This is a genomic window from Cupriavidus sp. GW821-FHT07C08, assembly GCF_059419025.1.
Genome location: NZ_JBWKQZ010000009.1, coordinates 52,084 through 73,433 on the forward strand (window position 1 = coordinate 52,084; position 21,350 = coordinate 73,433).

20 protein-coding genes are annotated in these 21,350 nt (G+C 67.1%); 11 read left to right on the top strand and 9 right to left on the bottom strand.

From position 1 onward, the window contains the following. Positions 1-65: 65 nt before the first annotated feature. Positions 66-971 (bottom strand): adenylate/guanylate cyclase domain-containing protein, encoded by a 906-nt coding sequence (locus tag AC07UK_RS13855; RefSeq protein WP_436223376.1) that lies wholly within the window; start codon positions 969-971, stop codon positions 66-68. Positions 972-1,085: 114 nt separating this feature from the next. Here AC07UK_RS13855 and AC07UK_RS13860 point away from each other — a divergent pair, with 114 nt between their 5' ends. From AC07UK_RS13860 to AC07UK_RS13880, 5 genes are all read left to right on the top strand, one after another. Continuing rightward, positions 1,086-1,970 carry a hypothetical protein gene (locus AC07UK_RS13860; protein WP_494685779.1) on the top strand — a complete coding sequence of 295 codons (885 nt, stop codon included), beginning with the start codon at positions 1,086-1,088 and terminating at the stop codon, positions 1,968-1,970. After that, complete coding sequence (locus AC07UK_RS13865) at positions 1,967-2,425, top strand: (2Fe-2S)-binding protein (protein ID WP_494685778.1); 459 nt, start codon at positions 1,967-1,969, stop codon at positions 2,423-2,425. Before AC07UK_RS13860 ends, AC07UK_RS13865 begins: the two co-directional genes overlap by 4 nt. A gap of 9 nt (positions 2,426-2,434) precedes the next feature. Continuing rightward, positions 2,435-4,609 carry a xanthine dehydrogenase family protein molybdopterin-binding subunit gene (locus AC07UK_RS13870; RefSeq protein ID WP_494685777.1) on the top strand — a complete coding sequence of 725 codons (2,175 nt, stop codon included), beginning with the start codon at positions 2,435-2,437 and terminating at the stop codon, positions 4,607-4,609. A gap of 133 nt (positions 4,610-4,742) precedes the next feature. Beyond that, positions 4,743-5,339, top strand: coding sequence for a helix-turn-helix transcriptional regulator (locus AC07UK_RS13875; RefSeq protein WP_436223380.1), 597 nt, complete (start codon positions 4,743-4,745; stop codon positions 5,337-5,339). Positions 5,340-5,488: 149 nt separating this feature from the next. Beyond that, positions 5,489-6,391 (top strand): LysR family transcriptional regulator, encoded by a 903-nt coding sequence (locus tag AC07UK_RS13880; RefSeq protein WP_494685776.1) that lies wholly within the window; start codon positions 5,489-5,491, stop codon positions 6,389-6,391. A gap of 53 nt (positions 6,392-6,444) precedes the next feature. Here the strand turns inward: AC07UK_RS13880 and AC07UK_RS13885 are convergent, their stop codons facing one another. The 6 genes from AC07UK_RS13885 to AC07UK_RS13910 all read right to left on the bottom strand — a co-directional run bounded on the left by AC07UK_RS13885 (position 6,445) and on the right by AC07UK_RS13910 (position 14,379). Then, positions 6,445-7,977 (bottom strand): class I adenylate-forming enzyme family protein, encoded by a 1,533-nt coding sequence (locus AC07UK_RS13885; RefSeq protein WP_494685775.1) that lies wholly within the window; start codon positions 7,975-7,977, stop codon positions 6,445-6,447. 143 nt (positions 7,978-8,120) lie between these two features. Further along, positions 8,121-9,419, bottom strand: coding sequence for a CaiB/BaiF CoA transferase family protein (locus AC07UK_RS13890; protein WP_494685774.1), 1,299 nt, complete (start codon positions 9,417-9,419; stop codon positions 8,121-8,123). Between the two features lie 90 nt (positions 9,420-9,509). Then, positions 9,510-10,667 (bottom strand): acyl-CoA dehydrogenase family protein, encoded by a 1,158-nt coding sequence (locus tag AC07UK_RS13895; protein ID WP_035818104.1) that lies wholly within the window; start codon positions 10,665-10,667, stop codon positions 9,510-9,512. Between the two features lie 52 nt (positions 10,668-10,719). Further along, positions 10,720-11,706 (bottom strand): Bug family tripartite tricarboxylate transporter substrate binding protein, encoded by a 987-nt coding sequence (locus AC07UK_RS13900; RefSeq protein ID WP_494685773.1) that lies wholly within the window; start codon positions 11,704-11,706, stop codon positions 10,720-10,722. A gap of 118 nt (positions 11,707-11,824) precedes the next feature. Then, a complete protein-coding gene (locus AC07UK_RS13905) occupies positions 11,825-13,033 on the bottom strand; it encodes an acetyl-CoA C-acetyltransferase (RefSeq protein ID WP_479942433.1) in 1,209 nt (402 codons plus the stop codon). Positions 13,034-13,074: 41 nt separating this feature from the next. Next, a complete protein-coding gene (locus AC07UK_RS13910) occupies positions 13,075-14,379 on the bottom strand; it encodes an acetyl-CoA hydrolase/transferase family protein (RefSeq protein ID WP_494685772.1) in 1,305 nt (434 codons plus the stop codon). Between the two features lie 217 nt (positions 14,380-14,596). Between AC07UK_RS13910 and AC07UK_RS13915 the strand changes: the two genes are divergently transcribed. Further along, positions 14,597-15,763, top strand: coding sequence for an acyl-CoA dehydrogenase family protein (locus AC07UK_RS13915; RefSeq protein ID WP_013952984.1), 1,167 nt, complete (start codon positions 14,597-14,599; stop codon positions 15,761-15,763). A 146-nt stretch (positions 15,764-15,909) separates the two neighbouring features. Here the strand turns inward: AC07UK_RS13915 and AC07UK_RS13920 are convergent, their stop codons facing one another. After that, positions 15,910-16,425 (bottom strand): Lrp/AsnC family transcriptional regulator, encoded by a 516-nt coding sequence (locus tag AC07UK_RS13920; RefSeq protein WP_013952983.1) that lies wholly within the window; start codon positions 16,423-16,425, stop codon positions 15,910-15,912. A gap of 192 nt (positions 16,426-16,617) precedes the next feature. Here AC07UK_RS13920 and AC07UK_RS13925 point away from each other — a divergent pair, with 192 nt between their 5' ends. Then, the gene (locus AC07UK_RS13925) at positions 16,618-17,634 is read left to right on the top strand and encodes a 1-aminocyclopropane-1-carboxylate deaminase (protein ID WP_494685771.1); all 1,017 of its coding nucleotides are present in this window, start codon (positions 16,618-16,620) and stop codon (positions 17,632-17,634) included. Positions 17,635-17,664: 30 nt separating this feature from the next. Here the strand turns inward: AC07UK_RS13925 and paaX are convergent, their stop codons facing one another. Next, positions 17,665-18,606, bottom strand: coding sequence for a phenylacetic acid degradation operon negative regulatory protein PaaX (gene paaX, locus AC07UK_RS13930; protein ID WP_494685770.1), 942 nt, complete (start codon positions 18,604-18,606; stop codon positions 17,665-17,667). A gap of 131 nt (positions 18,607-18,737) precedes the next feature. Between paaX and paaA the strand changes: the two genes are divergently transcribed. The 4 genes from paaA to paaD are packed head-to-tail and all read left to right on the top strand — an operon-like array spanning position 18,738 to position 21,347. After that, complete coding sequence (paaA, locus tag AC07UK_RS13935; protein WP_013952980.1) at positions 18,738-19,724, top strand: 1,2-phenylacetyl-CoA epoxidase subunit PaaA; 987 nt, start codon at positions 18,738-18,740, stop codon at positions 19,722-19,724. Between the two features lie 54 nt (positions 19,725-19,778). Then, positions 19,779-20,060, top strand: a complete 282-nt coding sequence (gene paaB, locus AC07UK_RS13940; RefSeq protein ID WP_010809321.1) for a 1,2-phenylacetyl-CoA epoxidase subunit PaaB — start codon at positions 19,779-19,781, stop codon at positions 20,058-20,060. Positions 20,061-20,070: 10 nt separating this feature from the next. Continuing rightward, positions 20,071-20,826 (top strand): 1,2-phenylacetyl-CoA epoxidase subunit PaaC, encoded by a 756-nt coding sequence (paaC, locus tag AC07UK_RS13945; protein WP_494685769.1) that lies wholly within the window; start codon positions 20,071-20,073, stop codon positions 20,824-20,826. A 5-nt stretch (positions 20,827-20,831) separates the two neighbouring features. Continuing rightward, positions 20,832-21,347, top strand: a complete 516-nt coding sequence (gene paaD / locus AC07UK_RS13950) for a 1,2-phenylacetyl-CoA epoxidase subunit PaaD (protein WP_494685768.1) — start codon at positions 20,832-20,834, stop codon at positions 21,345-21,347. The last annotated feature ends 3 nt before the right edge of the window (positions 21,348-21,350 follow it).

Sequence of the window (21,350 nt, forward strand, 5' to 3'; positions counted from 1 at the left end):
CCCGCCACGCGCGGCCGCGGCCTGTTCCGATGGGTTGCGGCCGCGCGGCTTCCTGCCTGCCAGCATCACTTCTCGTCGACAAAGAACTCGATACCCTCGTCGATGCATTCTTTCGGCTGGGCAAAGGTAATCCAGCCATGACCCCTGAGCGTGATTTCGTCACGGCGCAGGATGAGCGCGTTTTCGCCATCGATCCTCACGTGGGTGCCGTTCGAGCTTCTGTCGATCAGGACAAAGCGGCCGCCGCGCGGCTCCACCGTGGCCTGGAATCTCGACACCTGCCGGTCCGTGACCACGATGCTCATGGTCGTGTCCCGGCCGATGGTGACAGGCGGCGAGGCGGTGTTCATTTCGAAGACGGTTTCCCGATACCGTAGCGAGAGCAGTGCGGAACGGGCCGATGCAAGATCCGCCGGGGCCACCAGGGTCAGGTCGATGTTCTGCTGCCAGATCGCTTCGTACAGCTCGATCACCTGGTGCTTGCCGCGCACCTGGATCGGATACAGGTAGCGTGTCATCTGGCGCAGCCCCGCGGACAGTTGCTCCACCGCGTTCTTGCTGGTGATGATCTGGCCCCGCGACGCCAGGCTGGCCAGTCGGGCGGCAAGGTTCACGGTGTCGCCGAACAGGTCGCCGGATTCGTCCGACAGGATCGGGCCATGGTGAAAGCCGATATGGATCGCCAGCGGCGCGCCGATGATCGGCGGCAGCGCGGCGACGGCCTCCTGCATGTCCAGTGCCGCCCGCATCGCATTTTCAGCGGCGGGAAACAGCACCATGATTTCGTCACCGATGGTCTTGACCACCCGTCCTTGCGCGGCCGCGGAGTGGGACTTCATCAGCGCCAGGCACTGGCGGATTGCGCCAAGCGCCACGGCATCGCCGGCCTGCTCGTAGAGTCTGGTGCTGTCGCAGACGTCCGCGAACATCACCGATCCATCGGACGCGTCTTGTCGCGAATCTTGGTCCATATGCATCACAGGCCGTTTGGTCGGAGCGCGGCATGCCCTTCAATCGGCAGTGCGCTTCGTCTGCATGATAGAACTTCATTGAGACATTGCAGCACTGGTGACCATCTCGAATAAGTGCTGCTTGCCGATCCGGGCACCTCGATCCTCTCCTGCCGTTTCGCCTTGCCAGGGATCGCATCAGGCACTACAACGATCAAGCACGCCGACGGCGGTGAAGGAGGAGGCCCCATGATGCATCACGCCCGCAACCCTCTCGTCGCCGCCACTCGCCAGCTTTTGGCGGGCTCCGTCCTGACGCTTCCGGCGCTCGCCTTTGCTGCCGGGCCCGGCGCAGCCTTCCAGCCCACGCAGGTTTCCGCCACGCCCGACCGCAACGCCGGGCTGCGGGCCTTCGCGCAGATCGAACGTGTGCTGCTGCATGCCCGCTGCCTGAATTGCCACGTGCCCGACGGCCCGCTGCAGGGCGATGCGAAACGGGTGCACTTTCCACCGGTGCAGCGTGGCGCCGACGGCAAAGGCGTGCCGCCACTGCAATGCGCCACCTGCCATGCCACCCAGAACAGTCCGCTCGCGCATGCGCCGCCCGGGCTCGATACCGACGGCCAGCCGGGCTGGCACATGCCGCCAGCGAAGATGAAGATGTCATGGCTGGGCCTGTCCGGGCCGGCGCTGTGCAAGGTCTTGCGCGACACCAGGAGCAACGGCGGCCGTTCGCTGGCGATGCTCGAAGAACACATGGCGACAGACCACCTGGTGGCATGGGGCTGGCAGCCGGGGCCAGGGCGTGAATTGCCGCCGCTGGACAAGCCCGCGTTCGACGAGCAGGTGCGCCAGTGGATACGCAATGGCGCGCCGTGCGATACGCGCGAGCCGCTGCGCACCTCTGCCGGGCCCACGCGCGCCGCCGCCGACGAAGCCTTGCTGAAGAACCTGCGCGCCATCGCCGGATCGGGCGCCTTGACCCAGACGACAGGCATGAGCAACGGGAGCCAGCCATGATTTCCTTTCAACTGAACGGCAAGACCCAGCAGGTTGACGTGCCCGGCGACACGCCGGTGCTGTGGGTGCTGCGCGACACGCTGGGCCTGACCGGCACCAAGTTCGGCTGCGGCATCGCGGTGTGCGGCGCGTGCACGGTCCATGTCGATGGCCAGCAGCGCCGCGCGTGCGTGACGCCGGTGTCCTCCATCGCCGGCCGGCAGCTCACCACGATCGAGGGCATCGGCGAGGATCCGGTGGGGCGCGCGGTCGAAGAGGCCTGGGTTCGCAACGACGTCACGCAGTGCGGCTATTGCCAGAGCGGCCAGGTCATGTCGGCGGTGGCGCTGCTCAAGGTCAACCGGCGCCCGACCGATGCCGACATCGAACAGGCCATGAGCGCCAACCTGTGCCGCTGCGGCACCTATGCGCGCATCCATGCCGCGGTCAAGGATGCAGCCAAGGCTATGGGCTGAGGAGATGCCATGAGACTCATGCAGCAGGCAAGCGGCGGCATCGACCGGCGGACCTTCCTGAAACTGAGCGTAGGCTCAGGCTTCGCGCTTTGTGCCGTTCCGCTTGGCGCGCAGACGGAGGCGGCCGCGCCGCCCAAGGCGCCGGTGCAGCCGTCGGCCTTCGTCAGTATCGATGCCGACGGCACGGTGATGGTCACCATCGGCAAGCTTGAATTCGGGCAGGGCGTGCAGACGGCACTGCCGATGCTGGTGGCCGAGGAACTGGATGCGGACTGGAGCAAGGTGCGCTGCCAGCTGGCCCCGGCCGGCGAGGCCTATAAGGATCCGGTGTTCCATATCCAGATGGTCGGTGGCTCGACCAGTATGAAGAACTCGTGGACGCAGTATCGCGAGATCGGCGCGCGCATGCGCGCCATGCTGCTCGGGGCGGCCGCCAGGCGCTTCGGGGTGCCGGCCGGCCAGCTGAAGGCCGAGGCCGGAGTGGTGACCGCGCCCGACGGCCGCCGTGCCACATACGGCGAACTGGCCGCCGCGGCCCTGGCCGAGCCGGTGCCGGCAAGCGTGCAGCTGAAGTCGCCGCAGCAGTTCAGGCTGATCGGCAAGCCCACCGGCAGGCTCGATGCGCGCGACAAGTCCACCGGCAGGCAGCAGTTCGGCATCGACATGGCGCTGCCCGGCGCGCGCACCGTGGTCATGGTGCATCCGCCGGTGTTCGGCGCCAGGGTCGCGCGCTTCGACCCCGCGCGTGCCAAGGCCATCGCCGACGTGGAAGAGGTCTACCAGGTTCCGCTGGCCGGCGGCGCGACCGGGTTGGCGATCGTCGCCAATGGCTTCTGGCCGGCGCGTACGGCGCGCGAGGTGCTGCAGGTGGAATGGGACACCAGCGGCGTCGAGAAGCCGGACAGCGATGCACTGCTGGCGCGCTACCGCGAACTGGCGGCCCGGCCCGGCGTGCAGGCCAAGGCGGCGGACACTTCGGCGCTTGCCACCGCGCCACACAAGCTCACCGCCGAGTATGTCTTCCCCTACCTGGCGCACACGCCGATGGAGCCGCTCAACTGCACCATCGATTTTCGCGGCAACCAGTGCACGGTGTGGGCCGGCTCGCAGTTCCAGACCGTCGACCAGGCCAACGTCGCAGCCGTGCTCGGCCTGAAGCCGGAACAGGTGACGTTCAACACCATGATGGCCGGCGGCGGCTTCGGCCGGCGTGCCGTGCCCACGTCCGACTACCTGTTCGAGGCCGCGCAGGTGGCCAAGGCGCGCTATGCGGCGGGCCGGCGCGAGCCGATCAAGACGATCTGGACGCGCGAAGACGACGTGCGCGGCGGCTACTACCGCCCGATGCACCTGCACCGCGTTGAAATCGGCCACGACGGCAAGGGCAGGGTGCTGGCCTGGAAGCACGTGATCGTCGGCCAGTCCATAACCAGCGGCACCCCGTTCGAGTCCTTCACCGTGAAGAACGGGGTCGACTCGACCATGGTCGAGGGTGTGAGCGACAGTGCTTATCCGTTCCCGATCGCGCTCGAGATCCATCATCCCAAGGTCAACGTGCCGGTGCTGTGGTGGCGCTCGGTGGGGCACACGCACACGGCGTACGTGATGGAGACCCTGGTCGATGAACTGGCGCGCGCAGGCGGGATCGATCCGGTGGCGTACCGCCGCACGCTGCTGCGTGAGCACAAGCGTCACCTGGCGGCACTGGACCTGGCGGTCGAGCGCTCGGGCTACGGCAAGATGCGCCTCGCGGCCGGGCGTGCCTGGGGCGTGGCGGTGCATGAATCGTTCGACACCGTGGTGGCCTACATCGTCGAGGTCTCGATGCGCGGCAACCAGCCGGTGGTGCACCGGGTGACCGCGGCCGTCCACTGCAACATGCCGATCAACCCGCGCACGGTCGAGGCGCAGGTCCAGGGCGGCATGATGATGGGGCTGGGCACCACGCTGCCCGGCGCGCAGATCACGCTGAAGGATGGCGTGGTCCAGCAAGCCAACTGGAACGACTACCGGGTGGCGACGCATGCGGACCTGCCGCCGCAGATCGCGGTGCATATCGTGCCATCGGCTGACCCGCCGACCGGCATTGGCGAGACCGCGGTGCCGCCGATCGCGCCGGCACTGGCTAATGCCGTCGCGGCGCTCACCGGCAAGCGGCATCGCAGTCTGCCGTTCACCGCGTGAGCTTCGCTCGTCGGAGTTACGTGATGGAGCCCGCCATGGGGCGGCGGTGAACGGTGCATTCGGAAATGGCAGAGGCGGGCAATCCGATTAGCGGCGATCATGCAGTCTGATCCTGTCCGCATCCCGAGCCACCATGCACGTCCATCTGCAGTCCCACATGCACGTCAGCCTGCAGCAGCTGTTGCTGGCCTTCCCGCTGTCGGTCTCTGCGGCCCACGGCAGGCTGGTGCTCAGGCGCCGCGGCTATGAGCGTCTGCTGCTGCCGGGCCAGCAGCTCACCATCGAACCGTTTGAAACCTTTGCGCTGCACCTGGATGGCGGCAGCACTCAGCCGGCCGCGTGCACCCTCGAAATCCAGCGCATGATCCCCGCGGCGCAGCAGGAATGCCTGCACCACCGCATCTGCAAGCGGGTCTTCCTGCAACCGCATTACGCCTGGAATGCTGCGTTTATCGCGGAACGGCTGGGCATGTCCACGGCACAGCTGCGCCGCCTGCTGTTTTCGCAGGGCACGGCGCTGACCGAGCTGTGCCGCACGCAACGGCTGATGCGGTTGCTGTTCGAGGTCATGGCCGGTGATGCCGGCATTGGCGATGCCCGGCGGCGCGTCGGCTGGCCAGCCAGCAGTGATCTGGACTGCGCTTTCTACGACCGCTTCGGCTTATCGATGGAGGCTGCCAGCCGGTTGGCGGTGGCGCGCGCAGCGCAGCGGCAGCGCTCGGTCGCCTGACTCGTTCCCAAAAATCTACCTGACGTTCGTAAGCTCCCCGGATCAGGTCCCGGATGCGAGGGTGCCGGCCACTGCAAATTGCGCCCGCCAGAGTGTACTGCGCGCCGCGCTTTGCGAGATAATCCGGCCCTACGCTGCGGAATGATGTCATGCGCTTTGATCTGGTCGACCTGAAACTGTTCACGCATATTGCGGAGGCCCAGAGCCTGACCGGCGGTGCGCAACGCTCGCACCTGTCGCTGGCCGCGGCCAGCACGCGCATCAAGAACCTCGAGGAACACGTCGGCGTCAAGCTGCTGAGCCGCAGCAGCCAGGGCGTGAAGGTGACCGGGGCGGGGGAGACCCTGCTCGCCCATGCGCGCCGCGTGCTGCGCCAGCTGGAGCAGCTGAGCGGCGATCTGCAGGAATACGCGGCGGGCGTGAAAGGCCATGTGCGCGTGTTCGCCAACACCACCGCGATGAGCGAGTTCCTGCCGGCGGTGCTGCGCACTTATCTCGTCAGCCATCCGGACGTGACCATCGACATGCACGAGCGCCTGAGCCCGGATATCGTGCGCGCGGTGCAGGAGGGCATGGTGGATATCGGCATCATTGCCGGCAACGTGCGCACGGAAGGGCTGGAGGTGATGCCTTACCGGCGCGACCGCCTGGTGCTGGCCACCGCGCTGAGCCATCCGCTGGCCGAGCGCGGCAGCGTGGATTTCATCGATACGCTGGACTACGACTTCATCGGCCTGCCCGAGGCCAGCGCAATCCACAATTTCCTGATGCGGGCCGCGGCCGACCTGCAGCGCTCGCTGCGCTGGCGCGTGCAGGTCAGCAACTTCGAGACCGCCTGCCGGATGATCGAGGCCAATGTCGGTGTCGGCGTGTTGCCGGAGACTACCGCCAGCCGCCATGCGAAGACGATGGCGCTGCGCATCGTCCAGCTCAACGATGAATGGGCCGAGCGCAAGCTGCAGGTATGCGTGGCCGACCTCGGCGCCTTGCCGCTGTTTGCGCGCAAGCTGGTGGACCTGCTGGTCGAGGACGGCCTCGGGCGCCAGGACTAGTCCACTGAATCATTGACATGGCAGGCACCGACCAATTTCAGTGATTCAGTGGACTAGGGCTTGTCCGCAAGCATCTGCCGCAGCTGGTGTTTCAGCAGCTTGCCGCTGGCCGTGGTGGGGATCGAGGCCACGCGCAGGATCCGCTCCGGGCGCTTGTACGGCGACAGGCGGTCGACCAGGTAGTCGTGCAGCGCCGGCGCGTCGAATTTCTCGCCATCCCTGATCTCGACGAAGGCGATCACTTCCTCGTTGCCGTCCGCGGTGGGCTGCCCGATGACGGCTGACACGCGCACGGACGGATGCGTGTTGATGACCGATTCGACTTCGATCGGGAAGACATTGAAGCCCGAGCGGATGATCAGGTCCTTGGTGCGGCCGACGATGAACAGCGCGCCGTCAGGATCCAGCCGGCCGATGTCGCCGGTGTTGAGCCAGCCGTCGGGCCGCAGGGCCTCGGCGCTGAGGTCCGGTGCGTGGTAGTAGCCGCGCATCACGCCGGGCCCCCTGATCCATAGCTCGCCGGGTTCCCCCTGCGGCACCGGCTTGCCCTCCGGCCCGACTACCCGCAGTTCTGCGCCTTCGACGATCTCGCCCGCCGAGCAATCGGTGCGCGGCCGGTCCATGCGGGTCACGAACAGCGACCCCGCATATTCGGTCATGCCATAGCCATGGTGCAGCGGCTGGCCGAACATCGCCTCGACGTCGTGCTTGAGCGTCGGATCAAGCGGCCCGCCGCCGGTGTAGAGATAGCGCAGCCGCGGCGAAGGCTGCAGGGGCGTGCCCGTTGCCCGCACATGGGCGAGGATGCGGTTGAACATCGTCGGCACGCCCTGCAGCAGCGTGATCGCGCCCTGCCGGATCGCGGCGGTGACGTCAGCGGCATTGAAGCGGGCGCTCAGGTACAGGCTGGCGCCGGCCTGCAGGGTCGAGACCAGCAGCGTCCCCAGGCCGAAGATATGCGACATGGGCATGACCGCATAGGCGCAGTCGTCTGCCTGCATGCGGCGCGACGCCACCGTGACCCGCGCAAAGTGCAGCAAGCCCCGGTGGGTGACCATCACGCCCTTGGGCTGTCCGGTGGTGCCCGAGGTGTAGATCAACGCGGCGACGTCACGCGCCAGCGCTTCAGGCTCGCGCTCGCCGGCTTCGTCGACAGCGCCTGCCATCAGCGGGCCGAGGCCGGCCGGGGCAATCTCCCTGGCCCGGTAGCGCACGCCGTGCCGCAGGGCATCGGGCGACACCGCGTGGGTGAACAGCATCAGGCGCGGCTGGCAGTGGGCGCGGATCACCTCGATTTCGCGCTCCGACAGACGGGCGTTGACGACGACCGGCCACGCGCCCAGTTCTGACAAGGCGAACACCAGCGTGATCACCGCCAGGCAGTTCTCGGCCGTGATCAGCACCCGATCGCCGGTGCCGACGCCCTGCGCTTGCAGGTAGCGCTGCGCATCCTCGATGCCCGCCCACAGCTGCGCATAGGTGGTGGTCCGGCCTTCCTCGAAGACGGCCACATGGCCGGGGGTCTCGGCGGCCCAGTGGCGTGGGATGTCGCTGATCCGTGGTGGGGTGTCTCGGTCCGGTGGCATCTCGCGGGAATCCTTGTGCTGGAAGAACCGTTCGGCAAGGCGGCGTGCCAGCCGAACGGCGCCAGTGTATGTGTGCCCGTTGCACGGTGCAATCGCAAATCGGCAAAGGCGGATTTCTTGCCCGCCGAAAGCCGCCTGGCCGCTTACACCACGCGCCTGGCGCGCAATGCTTCAAGTTGCTCCGGGCCGAGCTTCAGGTACTCGCGCAGCACCTCGTCGGTGTGCTGGCCCAGCGCGGGCGGGGCATAGCGCAGCGTCGGGGGCGTCTCCGACAGGCGCAACGGGCTGGCCGCGGTGACCACCTGGTTCACGGACTCGCCGGCGGGCGGCTGGGCTCCCGGATAGCGCTCTTGCTCGACGCGCAGGCCACGGTGCAGCACATGGGGGTCGGCGTGGGCCTGGGCGATGTTGTTGATGGGGCCGCAAGGCACGGAATTGGCTTCCAGCAGCGTGACCCATTGCGCCGTGGAGCGGGTGCGCGTGAGCTCCATCATCATCGCGATCAGCGTCTTGCGGTTGTTGACGCGGCCGGTGTTGGTGGCATAGCGCTCGTCGCGCGCCCAGTCCACGCCCGCGGCGTCGCAGAAGCGTGCGAACTGCCCGTCGTTGCCGATGGCCAGCAGCATATTGCCGTCGGCGGTCGGGAAGTCCTGGTAGGGCACCACGCTGGGGTGGATATTCCCCTGGCGCCGGGGCACGTCGCCGGCGTTCAGGAAGCCCGCACCCTGGTTGGCCAGCACCGCCATCGCCACATCCAGCAGCGCGATGTCGATATGCTGGCCGCGGCCGGTGAAGTGGCGCGCTTCCAGCGCGCTCAGGATCGCGGTGGTGGCGTACATGCCGGTGAACAGGTCGATCACGGCCACGCCCACCTTCATCGGGCCGCCGCCGGGCTCGCCGTCGGCGTGGCCGGTGATGCTCATCAGGCCGCTCATGGCCTGGATCAGCAGGTCGTAGCCGGGCCGCGCCGCGTAGGGACCGGTGTGGCCAAACCCCGTGACCGAGCAGTAGATCAGGCGCGGGTTGAGCGCACTCAGGCTGTCATAGTCCAGCCCGTAGCGCTTGAGGCCGCCGGTCTTGAAATTCTCCACCACCACATCGCTCTGCCGGGCCAGTTCGCGGATCAGCTCCTGTCCCTCCGGCGTGGCCATGTCGACCGTGACCGAGCGCTTGTTGCGGTTGGCGGCGGTGAAATAGCAAGCCTGCCGGGTCGGGGCGCCGGCCTCGTCAGCGAGGAACGGGGGCCCCCAGTGGCGCGTATCGTCGCCTTCGCCGGGCTTTTCGATCTTGATCACGTCGGCGCCCATGTCCGCCAGGTTCTGGGTGGACCACGGCCCGGCCAGCACGCGCGAGAGGTCGAGCACGCGCAGGTGGCTCAGGGCGCCGGTGCGGGGGGAGGGGGGAGGAAGGCCAGTGGCCGGCGTAGCGGTGGAATCTGTCATGTCGGGTCAGGCGGTCTCATGGCAGGCTGCCCCTCCTGGGGACGGGCAGCGTTGCGCGTGGGCATGGGTCAGGCGTCCTGGAACGGGTTCCTAGGCGCCGCGGGCTTCACGGATCATGTTGCGCGCGATGATGACCTGCTGGATCTGCGTGGTGCCCTCATACAGGCGGAACAGGCGCACATCGCGGTAGAAGCGCTCGATGCCGAACTCGGAAATATAGCCGGAACCGCCGAGAATCTGCACCGCGCGGTCCGCCACGCGGCCCACCATCTCGGTGGCGAACATCTTGCAGCACGAGGCCTCGGTGGAGACGTTCCTGCCTTCGTCGCGGCGGCGCGCGGCGTCGATCACCATGCATTCGGCGGCATAGAGCTCGGCCTGGCTGTCGGCCAGCATGGCCTGGATCAGCTGGAACTCGCAGATCGGCTGGCCGAACTGCTGGCGCTCCAGCGCGTAGTTCAGCGCGTCGCGCAGCACGCGCCTGGCCACCCCGACGCTGACCGCCGCAATGTGCAGCCGGCCCTTGTCGAGCACCTTCATCGCCGTCTTGAAGCCCTGGCCTTCCTTCAGGCCGATCAGGTTCTCGGCCGGGACGCGCACGTTGTCGAAGATCACGTCACAGGTGTGCGCGCCTTTCTGTCCCATCTTCACGTCGCGCTTGCCGAAGCTGATGCCTGGTGTCCTGGCATCGACGATAAATGCCGAGACGCCGGCCGAGCCCTTGATTTCAGGATTGGTACGCGCCATCAGCGTGAACATGCCGGCCTGCGGCGCGTTGGTGATAAAGCGCTTGGTGCCGTTGACCACGTAGTGGTCGCCATCCCTGACCGCGGTGGTGCGCAGCGAACCGGCGTCCGAGCCGGCTTCCGGTTCGGTCAGGGCAAACGAGGCCAGGATCTCGCCGGTGGCCAGGCGGGGCAGCCACGCTGCCTGCTGCTCCGGCGTGCCATCCATCAGGATGCCCTGCGAGCCGATGCCCACGGTGGTGCCCAGCAGCGAGCGGAAGGCCGGCGAAGTCTGGCACAGCTCCATGACCACGCGCACTTCCTCTTCCATGGTCAGCTCCAGGCCGCCAAAGCGCTCGGGGATGGTCATGCCGAACAGGCCCATCTCGCGCATATCCTGCACGATGTCCTGCGGGATTTCGTCGGTCTCGGCGACCAGCGCCTCGGCGGGAACCAGGCGTTCGCGCACAAAGCGGCGCACGCTGTCGAGCAGGGCTTCGAGGATGTCGTTATCGCGGATCATGTCAGTTCTTCCTGGATGTCGGGTCGGTGTCGGTTCGAGGGTGGCGGGGCAGTCAGTCCAGCGTCACGCCCTTGAGCACGCTGGCCCACTGCGTGCGCTCGCGCGCGGCGGTGTTCACGACGTCCTGCGTGGTGCCGCTCCACTGTTCGTAGCCCAGCTCGGCATAGCGCTTCCTGAGCTCCGCGTCTTCCACGGCCTGCCGCACTGCCGCGGCCAGCTTCTGGGTGTGCTCGGGGGTTACGCCCTTGGGGGCGTAGACGGCGTACCAGCCGCCGGCTTCGTAGTCCCTGAGGCCGGCAATCCCGGATTCGCGGAAGGTGGGCACGCCGGGCAGCGATGCGCTGCGCTTGGGCGAGCCCACCGCGATGGGCTTGACCTTGCCGCTCTGCACATAGCCGCTGGCGGTGCTGATGATGTCGAACATCACGTCGATCTGGCCGCCGATGGTATCGGTCATGGCCGGGGCATTGCCCTTGTAGGGAATATGGTTCAGCTCGACCTGCGCCTGCCGGGCGAACAGGGCCATGGCGACGTGGTTGGAGCTGCCGACGCCCGAGGAGCCGTAGCTGAGCTTGCCGGGATGCGCCTTGGCGTAGGCAACCAGGTCCTGGGTGCCCTTGAACGGCTCCTTGACGTTGGCCACCAGCATGTTGTAGTAGCGCGCCACCGGTGCCACCGGGGCAAGGTCCTTCGCCGGGTCGTACGGCAGGCTCTTCATGATATTGGGCGCGACCGTCAGCGCCGCGCTGGCGGCGAACCACAGCGTGGCGCAGTCGGGCTTGGCGCGGACCACTTCATAGCCGGCCAGCGTGGCATTGGCGCCGGGCTTGTTGTCGACGATGACGTTGGCGTTGAGCGCCTTGCCCAACGCCACGGCGAACAGGCGCGCGGCCTGGTCGGCGGGGCCGCCGGCCGCGTAGCCGACCACGAGGCGCACCGGCTGGCCGTTGGGCTGCGCCGAGGCAGGGGGAGTGGCCAGGGTTGCGCCGCACAGGGCCAGGGCGGCCAGCATGGCGTGGCGGCGTGAGGTGGAAATCAAGATACTTCTCCTACGTAAAGCAAAGAGCCGAAGGCAAAAGCCGAAAAGCAAAAGGCAAAAGGCGGGCGAGCCCCCGCCGTCGCGCACGGGGGCTGTACGGTGAATGCAGTGGGTTTTCTCAGTAGCGTTCGAAGACCGCGGCAATTCCCTGGCCGCCGCCGATGCACATGGTTTCCAGGCCATAGCGGCCGCCGCGGCGCTGCAGTTCGTGCAGCAGCGTGGCCAGGATGCGCACGCCGGTGGCGCCGATCGGATGGCCCAGCGAGATGCCCGAGCCGTTCACGTTGAGCTTCTGCTCGATCGCGTCCTGGTCATGCCATTCCCAGCCCTTGAGCACGGCCAGCACCTGGCAGGCGAAGGCTTCGTTCAGCTCGACCAGGTCCATCTGGTCCAGCGTCAGGTTCAGGCGCGCCAGCAGCTTCTTCACCGCGGGCACCGGGCCGATGCCCATGTGCGAGGGCTCGCAGCCAGCCGCCGCCCAGCCCACCAGCGAGGCCATGGGGGTGAGGCCCAGTTCGGCCAGCTTGTCTTCGGCCACGATCAGGCACGCGGCCGAGGCGTCGTTCTGCTGGCTGGCGTTGCCGGCGGTGACGGTACCGTTCGGCATCAGGGTGCGCAGCTTGCCCAGGCTTTCACGGGTGGTTTCCGGGCGGAAACCTTCGTCGCGCGCGAACCGCACCGGATCGCCCTTGCGCTGGGGCACCTGCACGGGCACGACCTCGGCATCGAAGCGGCCGGCCTCCCAGGCTGCCGCGGCCCGTGCGTGGCTGCGGGCGGCGAAGACATCGGCCTGTTCGCGGCTGATGCCGTAGTCGCGCGCCAGGTTCTCGGCGGTCTCGATCATTCCGGAGATCTTGCCGAAGCGCTCGACCGGCTGGGAGCGTTCACGGCCGCGGTCGAGGCGGTCGAAGAAGCGCACATTGCCCGAGCGCGCGCCCCAGCGCATGTCGGTGGTGTAGTACTCGATATTGCTCATGCTCTCGACGCCGCCCGCGATCACCACGTCGGCGGCGCCGCTTTGCACCATCATCGAGGCCGTGACGATGGCCTGCAGGCCGCCGCCGCAGCGGCGGTCCAGTTGCATGCCCGGCACCTCGACCGGCAGGCCAGCCTGCAGCGCGGCCCAGCGGCCAACGCAGGGCACTTCGCTGTTGGCGTAGGACTGGGCAAAGACCACGTCGTCGATACGCGCGGGATCGATGCCGCTGCGTTCCACCACGGCGCGCACGGCGGTGGCGGCCAGTTCCTCCACGGGCACCGGGCGCAGGCTGCCGCCGAAGGTGCCGACGGGCGTGCGGAGGGGAGTGACGATTGCAGCTCTGCGCATGGAAGTCTCCTTGGAACTCTGTGTTGGGGTGAGCAAATAAGTCAGTTGGTCAGCGTGTGCCCGGGAAGGGCCACGAAGACCGCGCCGCACTGGCGCAGCAGGGCGTGGGCCTGGCGCTCCAGGTCCTCGCGGTGTTCGGGGGCGGCAATGTCCAGCATGCGGCGCACGCGCTGCGACAGCGTCTGGCCGCGCAGGTCGGCCACGCCGTGTTCGGTGACGATCAGGCCCGCGTCCGAGCGGGGCGTGCTGACCGGGCCGGACAACTGCGCCACGATGCGGCTCGCGCCCTTGGCGGTCGCCGGCAGCGCGACGATGGGCAGGCCGCCGCGGCTGCGCGCGGCGCCGCGCAGGAAGTCCACGGCACCGCCGACGGCGCCGACATAGACGCCGGCGGCGACTTCGGCGTTCACCTGGCCGGTGAGGTCGACCTCGATGGCGGAGTTGATGGCGGTCAGCTTGTCGACGCTGGCCAGGACCTCGGGGTGATGGGTATAGGCGGTCTCGCGCAGCTGCAGCTGCGGATTGCGGTGCGCCCAGCGCCGCAGCCGTTCGCTGCCCATCAGGATGCCGGCGATGCCCACGCCGGTATCGATGCTCTTGCGTGCGTTGGTCAGCACCCCGGCTTCGGCCAGCGCCGCAATGCCGTCGCCGATCGCACCACTGTGCAGGCCCAGGTCACGGTGGCCATGCAGCGCCGCGATCACGGCCTCGGGCAGGTTGCCGATGCCCATCTGCAGGGTGGCGCCATCCTCCACCCAGCCGGCGATGTGGCGTGCAATCGCCTGTTCGGCCGGGCCGGGCGCGCTGCGGTCAAGGCTGATCGGCGGGTGCAGCGCTTCGACCTGCAGGTCGATATCGTCCGCGCTCAGGTAGCGGCTGCCGTGGGTCCACGGCACCTCCGGGTTCACCTCGGCGATGATGACGCGGGCGCGGTCGAGCGCCGCGGGGAGGTATTCATGCACCAGCCCCAGGCTGTGGCGCCCCTGCTCGTCGGCGGGCGAGACCTGCACCAGCGCCACGTCCGCCCGCAGCGTGCCCTGGCGGATCAGCCCGGGCAGGTGCGAATAGTGGCTGGGCACGATGTCCAGCACGCCGGCCCTGGCCAGATGCCGGTGCGGGCCGCTGGCGGCGTAGCCGAAGAAGTCGAGCACGTCGGCCTGAGCCGGCTGCAGGGTGTCTGACTGCCCGATGCCGACAAAGACACTGAGCCGTCCGCCCTGGGCGATGGCGTGGCGGTGTTCTACCAGCGCGCGCGTCAGCGTCAGCGGCTCGGCGGTGGCCTGCCCCCACCAGATATGGTCTCCGGGGCGGATCAGGGCTTGCAGGCGGGAGGCGAGGTTGTGCATGGCCCGGAGCATGTCCCCAAAGCGTGGTTTGCGCTATTTGACAATGCCAATGGTGGACTTTGGCGAAAGCGAAAGGCCTTGACCGTCGCCGGGACTTAACCCCGATGGAAGGCGCGCTTTCGGAAAGGCTGATTGTCCAACTGGCCGAACGCCGCGACTATTGCGGCTATCAAAAGGAGGCGGCCGTCCGCCAGAGACCGAACGCAAGCCAAGCGCCATGATCGAACAGACCCAATCGAACAACTTCCAAGAAATCCGCGACGCCATCCGTGCGCTTTGCGCCGAGTTTCCCGATGAGTACTTCCGCAAGGTTGACGAGCAGCGCGCCTATCCCGAGGCCTTTGTCAATGCGCTGACCGCGGCGGGCTGGCTTGCGGCCCTGATCCCGCAGGAGTACGGCGGTTCCGGCCTGGGCCTGACCGAAGCCTCGGTCATCATGGAAGAGATCAACCGCTGTGGCGGCAACTCCGGCGCCTGCCACGGCCAGATGTACAACATGGGCACGCTGCTGCGGCACGGCTCCAAGGCACAGAAGGACAAGTACCTGCCGAAGATTGCCTCGGGCGAATGGCGCCTGCAGTCCATGGGCGTGACCGAGCCGACCACTGGCACGGACACCACCAAGATCAAGACGTCAGCGGTCAAGAAGGACGGCCGCTACGTCATCAACGGCCAGAAGGTCTGGATCAGCCGCGTCCAGCACAGCGACTTCATGATCCTGCTGGCGCGCACCACGCCGCTGGCCGAGGTGAAGAAGAAGAGCGAGGGGATGTCGATCTTCATGGTGGACCTGCACGAGGCGCAGAAGAAGGGCCTGACCGTGCGCCCCATCCCCAACATGGTCAACCACGAGACCAATGAACTGTTCTTCGAGGACCTGGAAATCCCCGAGGAAAACCTGATCGGTGAAGAGGGCAAGGGCTTCAAGTACATCCTCGACGGCCTGAACGCCGAGCGCACGCTGATCGCGGCCGAGTGCATCGGCGACGGTTATTGGTTCATTGACCGCGTGACCAAGTACGTCAAGGAACGCGAGGTCTTCGGCCGCCCCATCGGCCAGAACCAGGGCGTGCAGTTCCCGATTGCCGAGTCCTTCATCGAACTGGAAGCGGCGAACCTGATGCGCTGGAAAGCCTGTGAGCTGTTTGACAAGCACGAACCCATGGGGGCCCAGGCCAACATGGCCAAGTACCTGGCGGCCAAGGCCAGCTGGGAGGCCGGCAACGCCTGCCTGCAGTTCCACGGCGGCTTCGGCTTTGCCTGCGAATACGACGTGGAGCGCAAGTTCCGGGAAACGCGGCTGTACCAGGTGGCACCGATCTCCACCAACCTGATCTACTCCTTCGTCGCCGAACACGTACTGGGCCTGCCGCGCTCATTCTGAGCGATGGACGGCGCCAGCCCCAATGCTCAAGGGGCTGGCCGGATGGAGCCCAGGCAGCAACGGCCGCGGGGTTCCTGCGGCCCAGGCCCCTGAATTCCCCTCTCTGTCTCCTCTCTTCGTCCGCGCAGCCGGATCCAGTCCGATCCTCAAATCGGAAACTGCGTCGTCGACAGCACCTGCTTGAGCACCATGAACGAGCGAATCTGCCGCACGCCCGGCAGGTAGAGCAACTGCTCCGCGTGGAGGCGGTTGAAGCTCTCGCTGTCCTTCGTCCTGAGCATCATGATGTAGTCGAACTCCCCGGTGACTTCATGGCATTCCATGCAGCCTGATACCTTCTGCGCCGCTTTCTCAAAGGCGGCGAAGGACTCGGGCGTGGACCTGTCCAGCACGACCCCGATGATGACCAGCATCCCCGCGTCCAGGGGAGCCGGGTTCAGCAGCGCCACGACGCCGCGGATCAGGCCATCCGCTTTCAGGCGTTCCACGCGGCGCAGGCATGCGGGCGGGCTGAGGCTGACCTTGGCCGCCAGGGCCAGGTTGGAGATGGACGCATCGCGCTGCAATGCGCGGAGGATGGCCTTGTCCGTGCGATCCAGCACCGGCGCGGGCTGCGGGGAGGTCTCGGATTTCGTACGAAATTTTATTCTGGATGTGGCCATTTCTACGGAATAAAGAGAATTTCATGGTGCTTCGGGGCTTTTTATCGTGCAAGAAGTCGCAGATCTTTGCAAGCACCTTTCGTCTCAGCCTTCTTATGATGATTCCAGATGCGGCGTCGCGCAGCTTCCGTGCGAATGCCGGGCTTTGCGGCTGCCCCGCGCCCGCATGCCAACCACAACCTGGAGCTAGTCATGAACCTGAAGCAATTTCCGCGTCATTCCCTGACCTTCGGCCCGACGCCGATCCATCCGCTATCGCGGCTGAGCGAGAGCCTGGGTGGCAAGGTCGAGCTCTATGCCAAGCGCGAGGACTGCAACAGCGGGCTTGCCTTTGGCGGCAACAAGACGCGCAAGCTCGAATACGTCATTCCGGACGTACTGGCGCAGGGCGCCGATACGCTGGTCTCGATCGGCGGGATCCAGTCGAACCACACGCGCCAGGTTGCCGCCATCGCGGCCCACCTGGGGCTGAAGTGCGTGCTGGTGCAGGAGAACTGGGTCAACTACTCGGACGCGGTCTATGACCGCGTGGGCAACATCCAGATGTCGCGCATCATGGGGGCCGACGTGCGCCTGGTCAGCGAAGGGTTTGACATCGGCATTCGCCCAAGCTGGGAAGATGCCATGGAGAGCGTGCGCAAGGCGGGCGGAAAGCCTTACCCGATTCCGGCAGGCTGCTCGGAGCACCCGCTCGGCGGTCTCGGCTACGTAGGGTTCGCCGAGGAAGTCCGGGAGCAGGAAGCCGAGCTCGGCTTCAGGTTTGACTACATCGTCGTCTGCTCGGTCACCGGCAGCACCCAGGCGGGCATGGTGGTGGGATTCGCTGCCGACGGCCGCGCGGACCGGGTCATCGGCATTGATGCATCGGCGAAGCCGGAACCGACGCGCGCGCAGATCCTGCGCATCGCACGCCATACCGCGGAACTGGTCGGCCTCGGCCGCGACATCACTGAAGCGGACGTGGTGCTGGACACCCGCTATGGCGGCCCCGAATACGGCCTGCCGTCGGCGGGCACCCTGGAAGCCATCCGCCTCAGCGCCAGGCTGGAAGGCATGATGACCGACCCGGTCTATGAGGGCAAGTCCATGCAGGGCATGATCGACATGGTCCGTCGCGGCGAGTTTCCGCAAGGATCGAAAGTCCTCTTTGCTCACCTGGGCGGGGTGCCGGCACTGAACGCCTACAGCTTCCTCTTCAAGGACGGGTGAGTCCGTGCGCGGGATTCCCCCGATGCCCGGCTAATTGCCATCGGCAGCCTGCGCGCCGGCCCCAAAGCGCAGGCGCAGGCTCCGGTTGGCATCCTGCAGCGAACCGTCCGCCGCTTCCACCACGCGGTGCAGGTAGTCTTCGCTGGCGTCGAGCAACGCCCCATACAGGGTGTGGCACAAGCCGCGCGCGGTGCGGCCGGGCCAGTCTTGCGGCAGCATCGCTTCAGGCAGGTTGGGGTCGCGCAGCAGCACGCGCCGGTATTCGTGCACCAGCAGCGTCCGCACGAAGAAGGCATCGGCCGGAGCAAGCCCGGCGGCCTCTTCGGCCAGCGGCGTAAAGCGGCGCAGCAGTGCCTGCCAGGCAGCGGCCACGTCGCCGAGCTTGAAGGTCTGGTGCATCAGCGCCTGCAGCGGCCGGATGGAAAACGCCTCGAGGCTGCTTGCCTCCATCACCGCCACATCGTCCTGCGCGCGTGCAGCCTCGATGATTTCGCGCAGCGAGGCGAGGTCCGCATTGGGGTGGGCCATCACCCCTGGCGCAATGGCGCCGAAGCCCTCCCACAGCAATTCCCGCTTCAGCTTCTGCCGGACCGTGGCGCGCACGTCACCGCGCACCATCACCAGGGTCCAGCGGCCATCCCATTCGGATGCCTCACCGGCGTAGATGCGCTTGCCGGCGTGCAGTACACGCTGCAAACCGGCTTCTGACAGCCCGTAGTAGCTGCGCCGCCCGATCCGGGTCGCGGCCAGCCATTCGTCAGCGGTCAGGCGGAAGGTGGCGGTTCGCACCAGCCGGTCATTGATGCCGAACGGCGCCGCCAGCTGGATCAGGCTGCCCAGCCAGATTGCCTGGGGCCGCGGCGCCACCACATCGCCGAACAAGGTCACCAGCATGGAATTGGCGCCCAGCTTCAGCCCGCGTGCCAGCCGCGCCACGCGCGGGGAAACCGGATCGGTGCCTGACGTCGCCATTGGCCTGCCCCTTGAAGTGATACACAAACGCCGATTGATTGAATCAAATTGTATCACTACCATCCGTTGCAGCTAACGATGTTGATGCAGGTCAAGACCCCGATTCAGAGCAACCAAGAGCGGAGCAAAGGATGTACGCACAGCTGGTGGAGACAGGAGCGACGAGGCTTCGCGCCATGGAAGAAATGGAGCCGCAGGAACGCGAGTTCCAGGCGCGCGTGGATGCCGGGATCAAGATCGAGGCCAAGGACTGGATGCCCGAGGCCTATCGCAAGACCCTGGTCCGCCAGATCTCGCAGCATGCGCATTCGGAGATCGTGGGCCAGCTGCCGGAAGGCAACTGGGTCACCCGCGCGCCGACGCTGGAGCGCAAGGCAGTCTTGCTGGCGAAGATCCAGGATGAGGCCGGCCATGGCCTGTATCTCTACAGCGCGGCCGAGACGCTGGGCGTCTCGCGCGACCAGATGCTGGGCGACCTGCACACCGGCAAGGCCAAGTATTCCAGCATCTTCAACTACCCGACGCTGAGCTGGGCCGATATCGGCATGATCGGCTGGCTGGTAGACGGCTCGGCCATCATCAACCAGGTGCCGCTGTGCCGCTGCTCGTTCGGCCCGTATGCGCGCGCCATGGTGCGCGTGTGCAAGGAAGAGTCGTTTCACCAGCGTCAGGGCTACGACATCCTGCTGTCGTTGTGCAACGGCACGCCCGAGCAGAAACAGATGGCGCAGGACGCGCTCAACCGCTGGTGGTGGCCTGCGCTGATGATGTTCGGCCCGTCCGACGGCGATTCGCCCAACAGCGCGCAATCCATGCAATGGCGCATCAAGCTGTTCTCCAACGACGAACTGCGCCAGAAGATGGTCGACCAGACCGTGCCGCAGGCCGAGTACCTGGGTTTGGTCATTCCCGATCCCGAGCTGAAGTGGAACGAGGAGCGTGGCCACTATGACTTCGGCGAGATCGACTGGTCCGAGTTCTACAACGTCATCCAGGGCAACGGCCCCTGCAACCGCGACCGCCTGCGCACCCGCGTCAAGGCCTGGGAAGAGGGCGCGTGGTTCCGCGACGCCCTGGTGACCCATGCCGACAAGCAGGCGCAGCGGGCCGCCGCCTGACCCCGCGGCGCGCGGCGCCGCCATCCATCCAACGCAATGACACAGGAGGTTGCCATGAAAGAGTGGCCGCTTTGGGAGATCTTTATCCGCAGCCAGCACGGCCTGGCCCACAAGCACGTGGGCAGCCTGCACGCGCCCGACGGCGAAATGGCGATCAACAACGCGCGTGATGTCTATACGCGCCGCAACGAGGGCGTCAGCGTCTGGGTGGTGAAGGCCGGCGACGTGGTCGCCAGCAGCCCCGGCGACAAGGGCCCGCTGTTCGAGCCGGCCAACAGCAAGGTCTACCGCCACCCGACGTTCTTCCCGATGCCGGAAGCCGTCAAGCACATCTGATACGGCCCGCATGATGGACAACCACAAGCTTGAATACCTGCTGCGCCTCGGCGACTCCACGCTGGTCCTCGGCCAGCGCCTGTCGGAATGGTGCGGCCGCGGCCCGGCGCTGGAAGAGGACATCGCGCTGACCAATGTCGCGCTCGACATGATCGGCCAGACCCGGCTGTGGCTGGGCTACGCCGCGGAAGTGGAGGGCGCCGGCCGCACCGCCGACCAGCTGGCCTACCTGCGCGACGCGCACCAGTTCCGCAACCTGCTGCTCGCGGAGCAGCCCAACGGCAGCTATGCCGATACGCTGGCGCGGCAGTTCCTGTTCGACACCTGGCACTACTTCCTGCTCGACGGCCTGCAGCGCTCGACCGATGCCCGCATCGCCGAGATCGCCGCCAAGTCGCTCAAGGAAGTGACCTACCACGTGCGCCGCAGCGCCGACCTGGTGGTGCGCCTGGGCGACGGCAGCGAAGAGAGCCACCGCCGCATGCAGGATGCCTTCGACGACCTGTGGATGTTCAGCGGTGAGCTGTTCGAGTCCGACGCGGGCGACGCCGCGCTGGTGCAGGACGGCGTGGTGCCCGATCCCGCATCACTGGCCGCACCGTGGCAGCGCCATGTGGCCGCGGTGCTGGAAGAAGCCACGCTGCGGCTGCCTGCCGGAACGTGGTCGCAGAGCGGCGGCCGCCACGGCCGCCATACCGAACACCTCGGCTACCTGCTGGCCGAAATGCAATTCCTGCAGCGCGCCTATCCGGGCGCGAGCTGGTGAACGCCATGACTGCGCAAGCCATCGCACGCCCGGCGGTCGGGCAGGTCTGGACCTGGCTCGATACGGTGCCCGATCCCGAGATTCCGGTGATTTCCGTGGTGGATCTCGGCATCGTGCGCGAAGTGGCATGGGAGGACGACGCCTGCGTCATCACCATCACCCCGACGTACTCCGGCTGCCCGGCCATGGCGGTGATCCGGGAGGAGATCGAGCGCACGCTGGCCGCGCAGGGCATCGCCAGCGTGCGCGTGCGGACGCAGCTGGCGCCGGCCTGGACCACCGACTGGATGACGCCGCGCGGCAAGGCCAGCCTGGGCAGCTACGGCATTGCGCCGCCGGCCCAGCAGGTGATCGACATCAGCGGCATCAGCCGCAAGGCGGCGCCCGCGCTGGTGGTGGCCTGCCCGCACTGCGGCTCGCGGCACACGCGGCTGGTGAGCCAGTTCGGCTCGACCGCCTGCAAGGCCCTGTACCGCTGCGGCGACTGCAGGGAACCGTTCGATTACTTCAAGGCGCACTGAGCC

Excerpts from the sequence above, each read along its gene's own strand:
- AC07UK_RS13855 (WP_436223376.1), bottom strand. The coding sequence starts at position 971 with ATGGACCAAGATTCGCGACAAGACGCGTCCGATGGATCGGTGATGTTC.
- AC07UK_RS13865 (WP_494685778.1), top strand. The coding sequence starts at position 1,967 with ATGATTTCCTTTCAACTGAACGGCAAGACCCAGCAGGTTGACGTGCCC.
- AC07UK_RS13870 (WP_494685777.1), top strand. The coding sequence starts at position 2,435 with ATGAGACTCATGCAGCAGGCAAGCGGCGGCATCGACCGGCGGACCTTC.
- AC07UK_RS13875 (WP_436223380.1), top strand. The coding sequence starts at position 4,743 with ATGCACGTCCATCTGCAGTCCCACATGCACGTCAGCCTGCAGCAGCTG.
- AC07UK_RS13880 (WP_494685776.1), top strand. The coding sequence starts at position 5,489 with ATGCGCTTTGATCTGGTCGACCTGAAACTGTTCACGCATATTGCGGAG.
- AC07UK_RS13885 (WP_494685775.1), bottom strand. The coding sequence starts at position 7,977 with ATGCCACCGGACCGAGACACCCCACCACGGATCAGCGACATCCCACGC.
- AC07UK_RS13890 (WP_494685774.1), bottom strand. The coding sequence starts at position 9,419 with ATGACAGATTCCACCGCTACGCCGGCCACTGGCCTTCCTCCCCCCTCC.
- AC07UK_RS13895 (WP_035818104.1), bottom strand. The coding sequence starts at position 10,667 with ATGATCCGCGATAACGACATCCTCGAAGCCCTGCTCGACAGCGTGCGC.
- AC07UK_RS13905 (WP_479942433.1), bottom strand. The coding sequence starts at position 13,033 with ATGCGCAGAGCTGCAATCGTCACTCCCCTCCGCACGCCCGTCGGCACC.
- AC07UK_RS13910 (WP_494685772.1), bottom strand. The coding sequence starts at position 14,379 with ATGCACAACCTCGCCTCCCGCCTGCAAGCCCTGATCCGCCCCGGAGAC.
- AC07UK_RS13915 (WP_013952984.1), top strand. The coding sequence starts at position 14,597 with ATGATCGAACAGACCCAATCGAACAACTTCCAAGAAATCCGCGACGCC.
- AC07UK_RS13920 (WP_013952983.1), bottom strand. The coding sequence starts at position 16,425 with ATGGCCACATCCAGAATAAAATTTCGTACGAAATCCGAGACCTCCCCG.
- AC07UK_RS13925 (WP_494685771.1), top strand. The coding sequence starts at position 16,618 with ATGAACCTGAAGCAATTTCCGCGTCATTCCCTGACCTTCGGCCCGACG.
- paaX (WP_494685770.1), bottom strand. The coding sequence starts at position 18,606 with ATGGCGACGTCAGGCACCGATCCGGTTTCCCCGCGCGTGGCGCGGCTG.
- paaA (WP_013952980.1), top strand. The coding sequence starts at position 18,738 with ATGTACGCACAGCTGGTGGAGACAGGAGCGACGAGGCTTCGCGCCATG.
- paaB (WP_010809321.1), top strand. The coding sequence starts at position 19,779 with ATGAAAGAGTGGCCGCTTTGGGAGATCTTTATCCGCAGCCAGCACGGC.
- paaC (WP_494685769.1), top strand. The coding sequence starts at position 20,071 with ATGATGGACAACCACAAGCTTGAATACCTGCTGCGCCTCGGCGACTCC.
- paaD (WP_494685768.1), top strand. The coding sequence starts at position 20,832 with ATGACTGCGCAAGCCATCGCACGCCCGGCGGTCGGGCAGGTCTGGACC.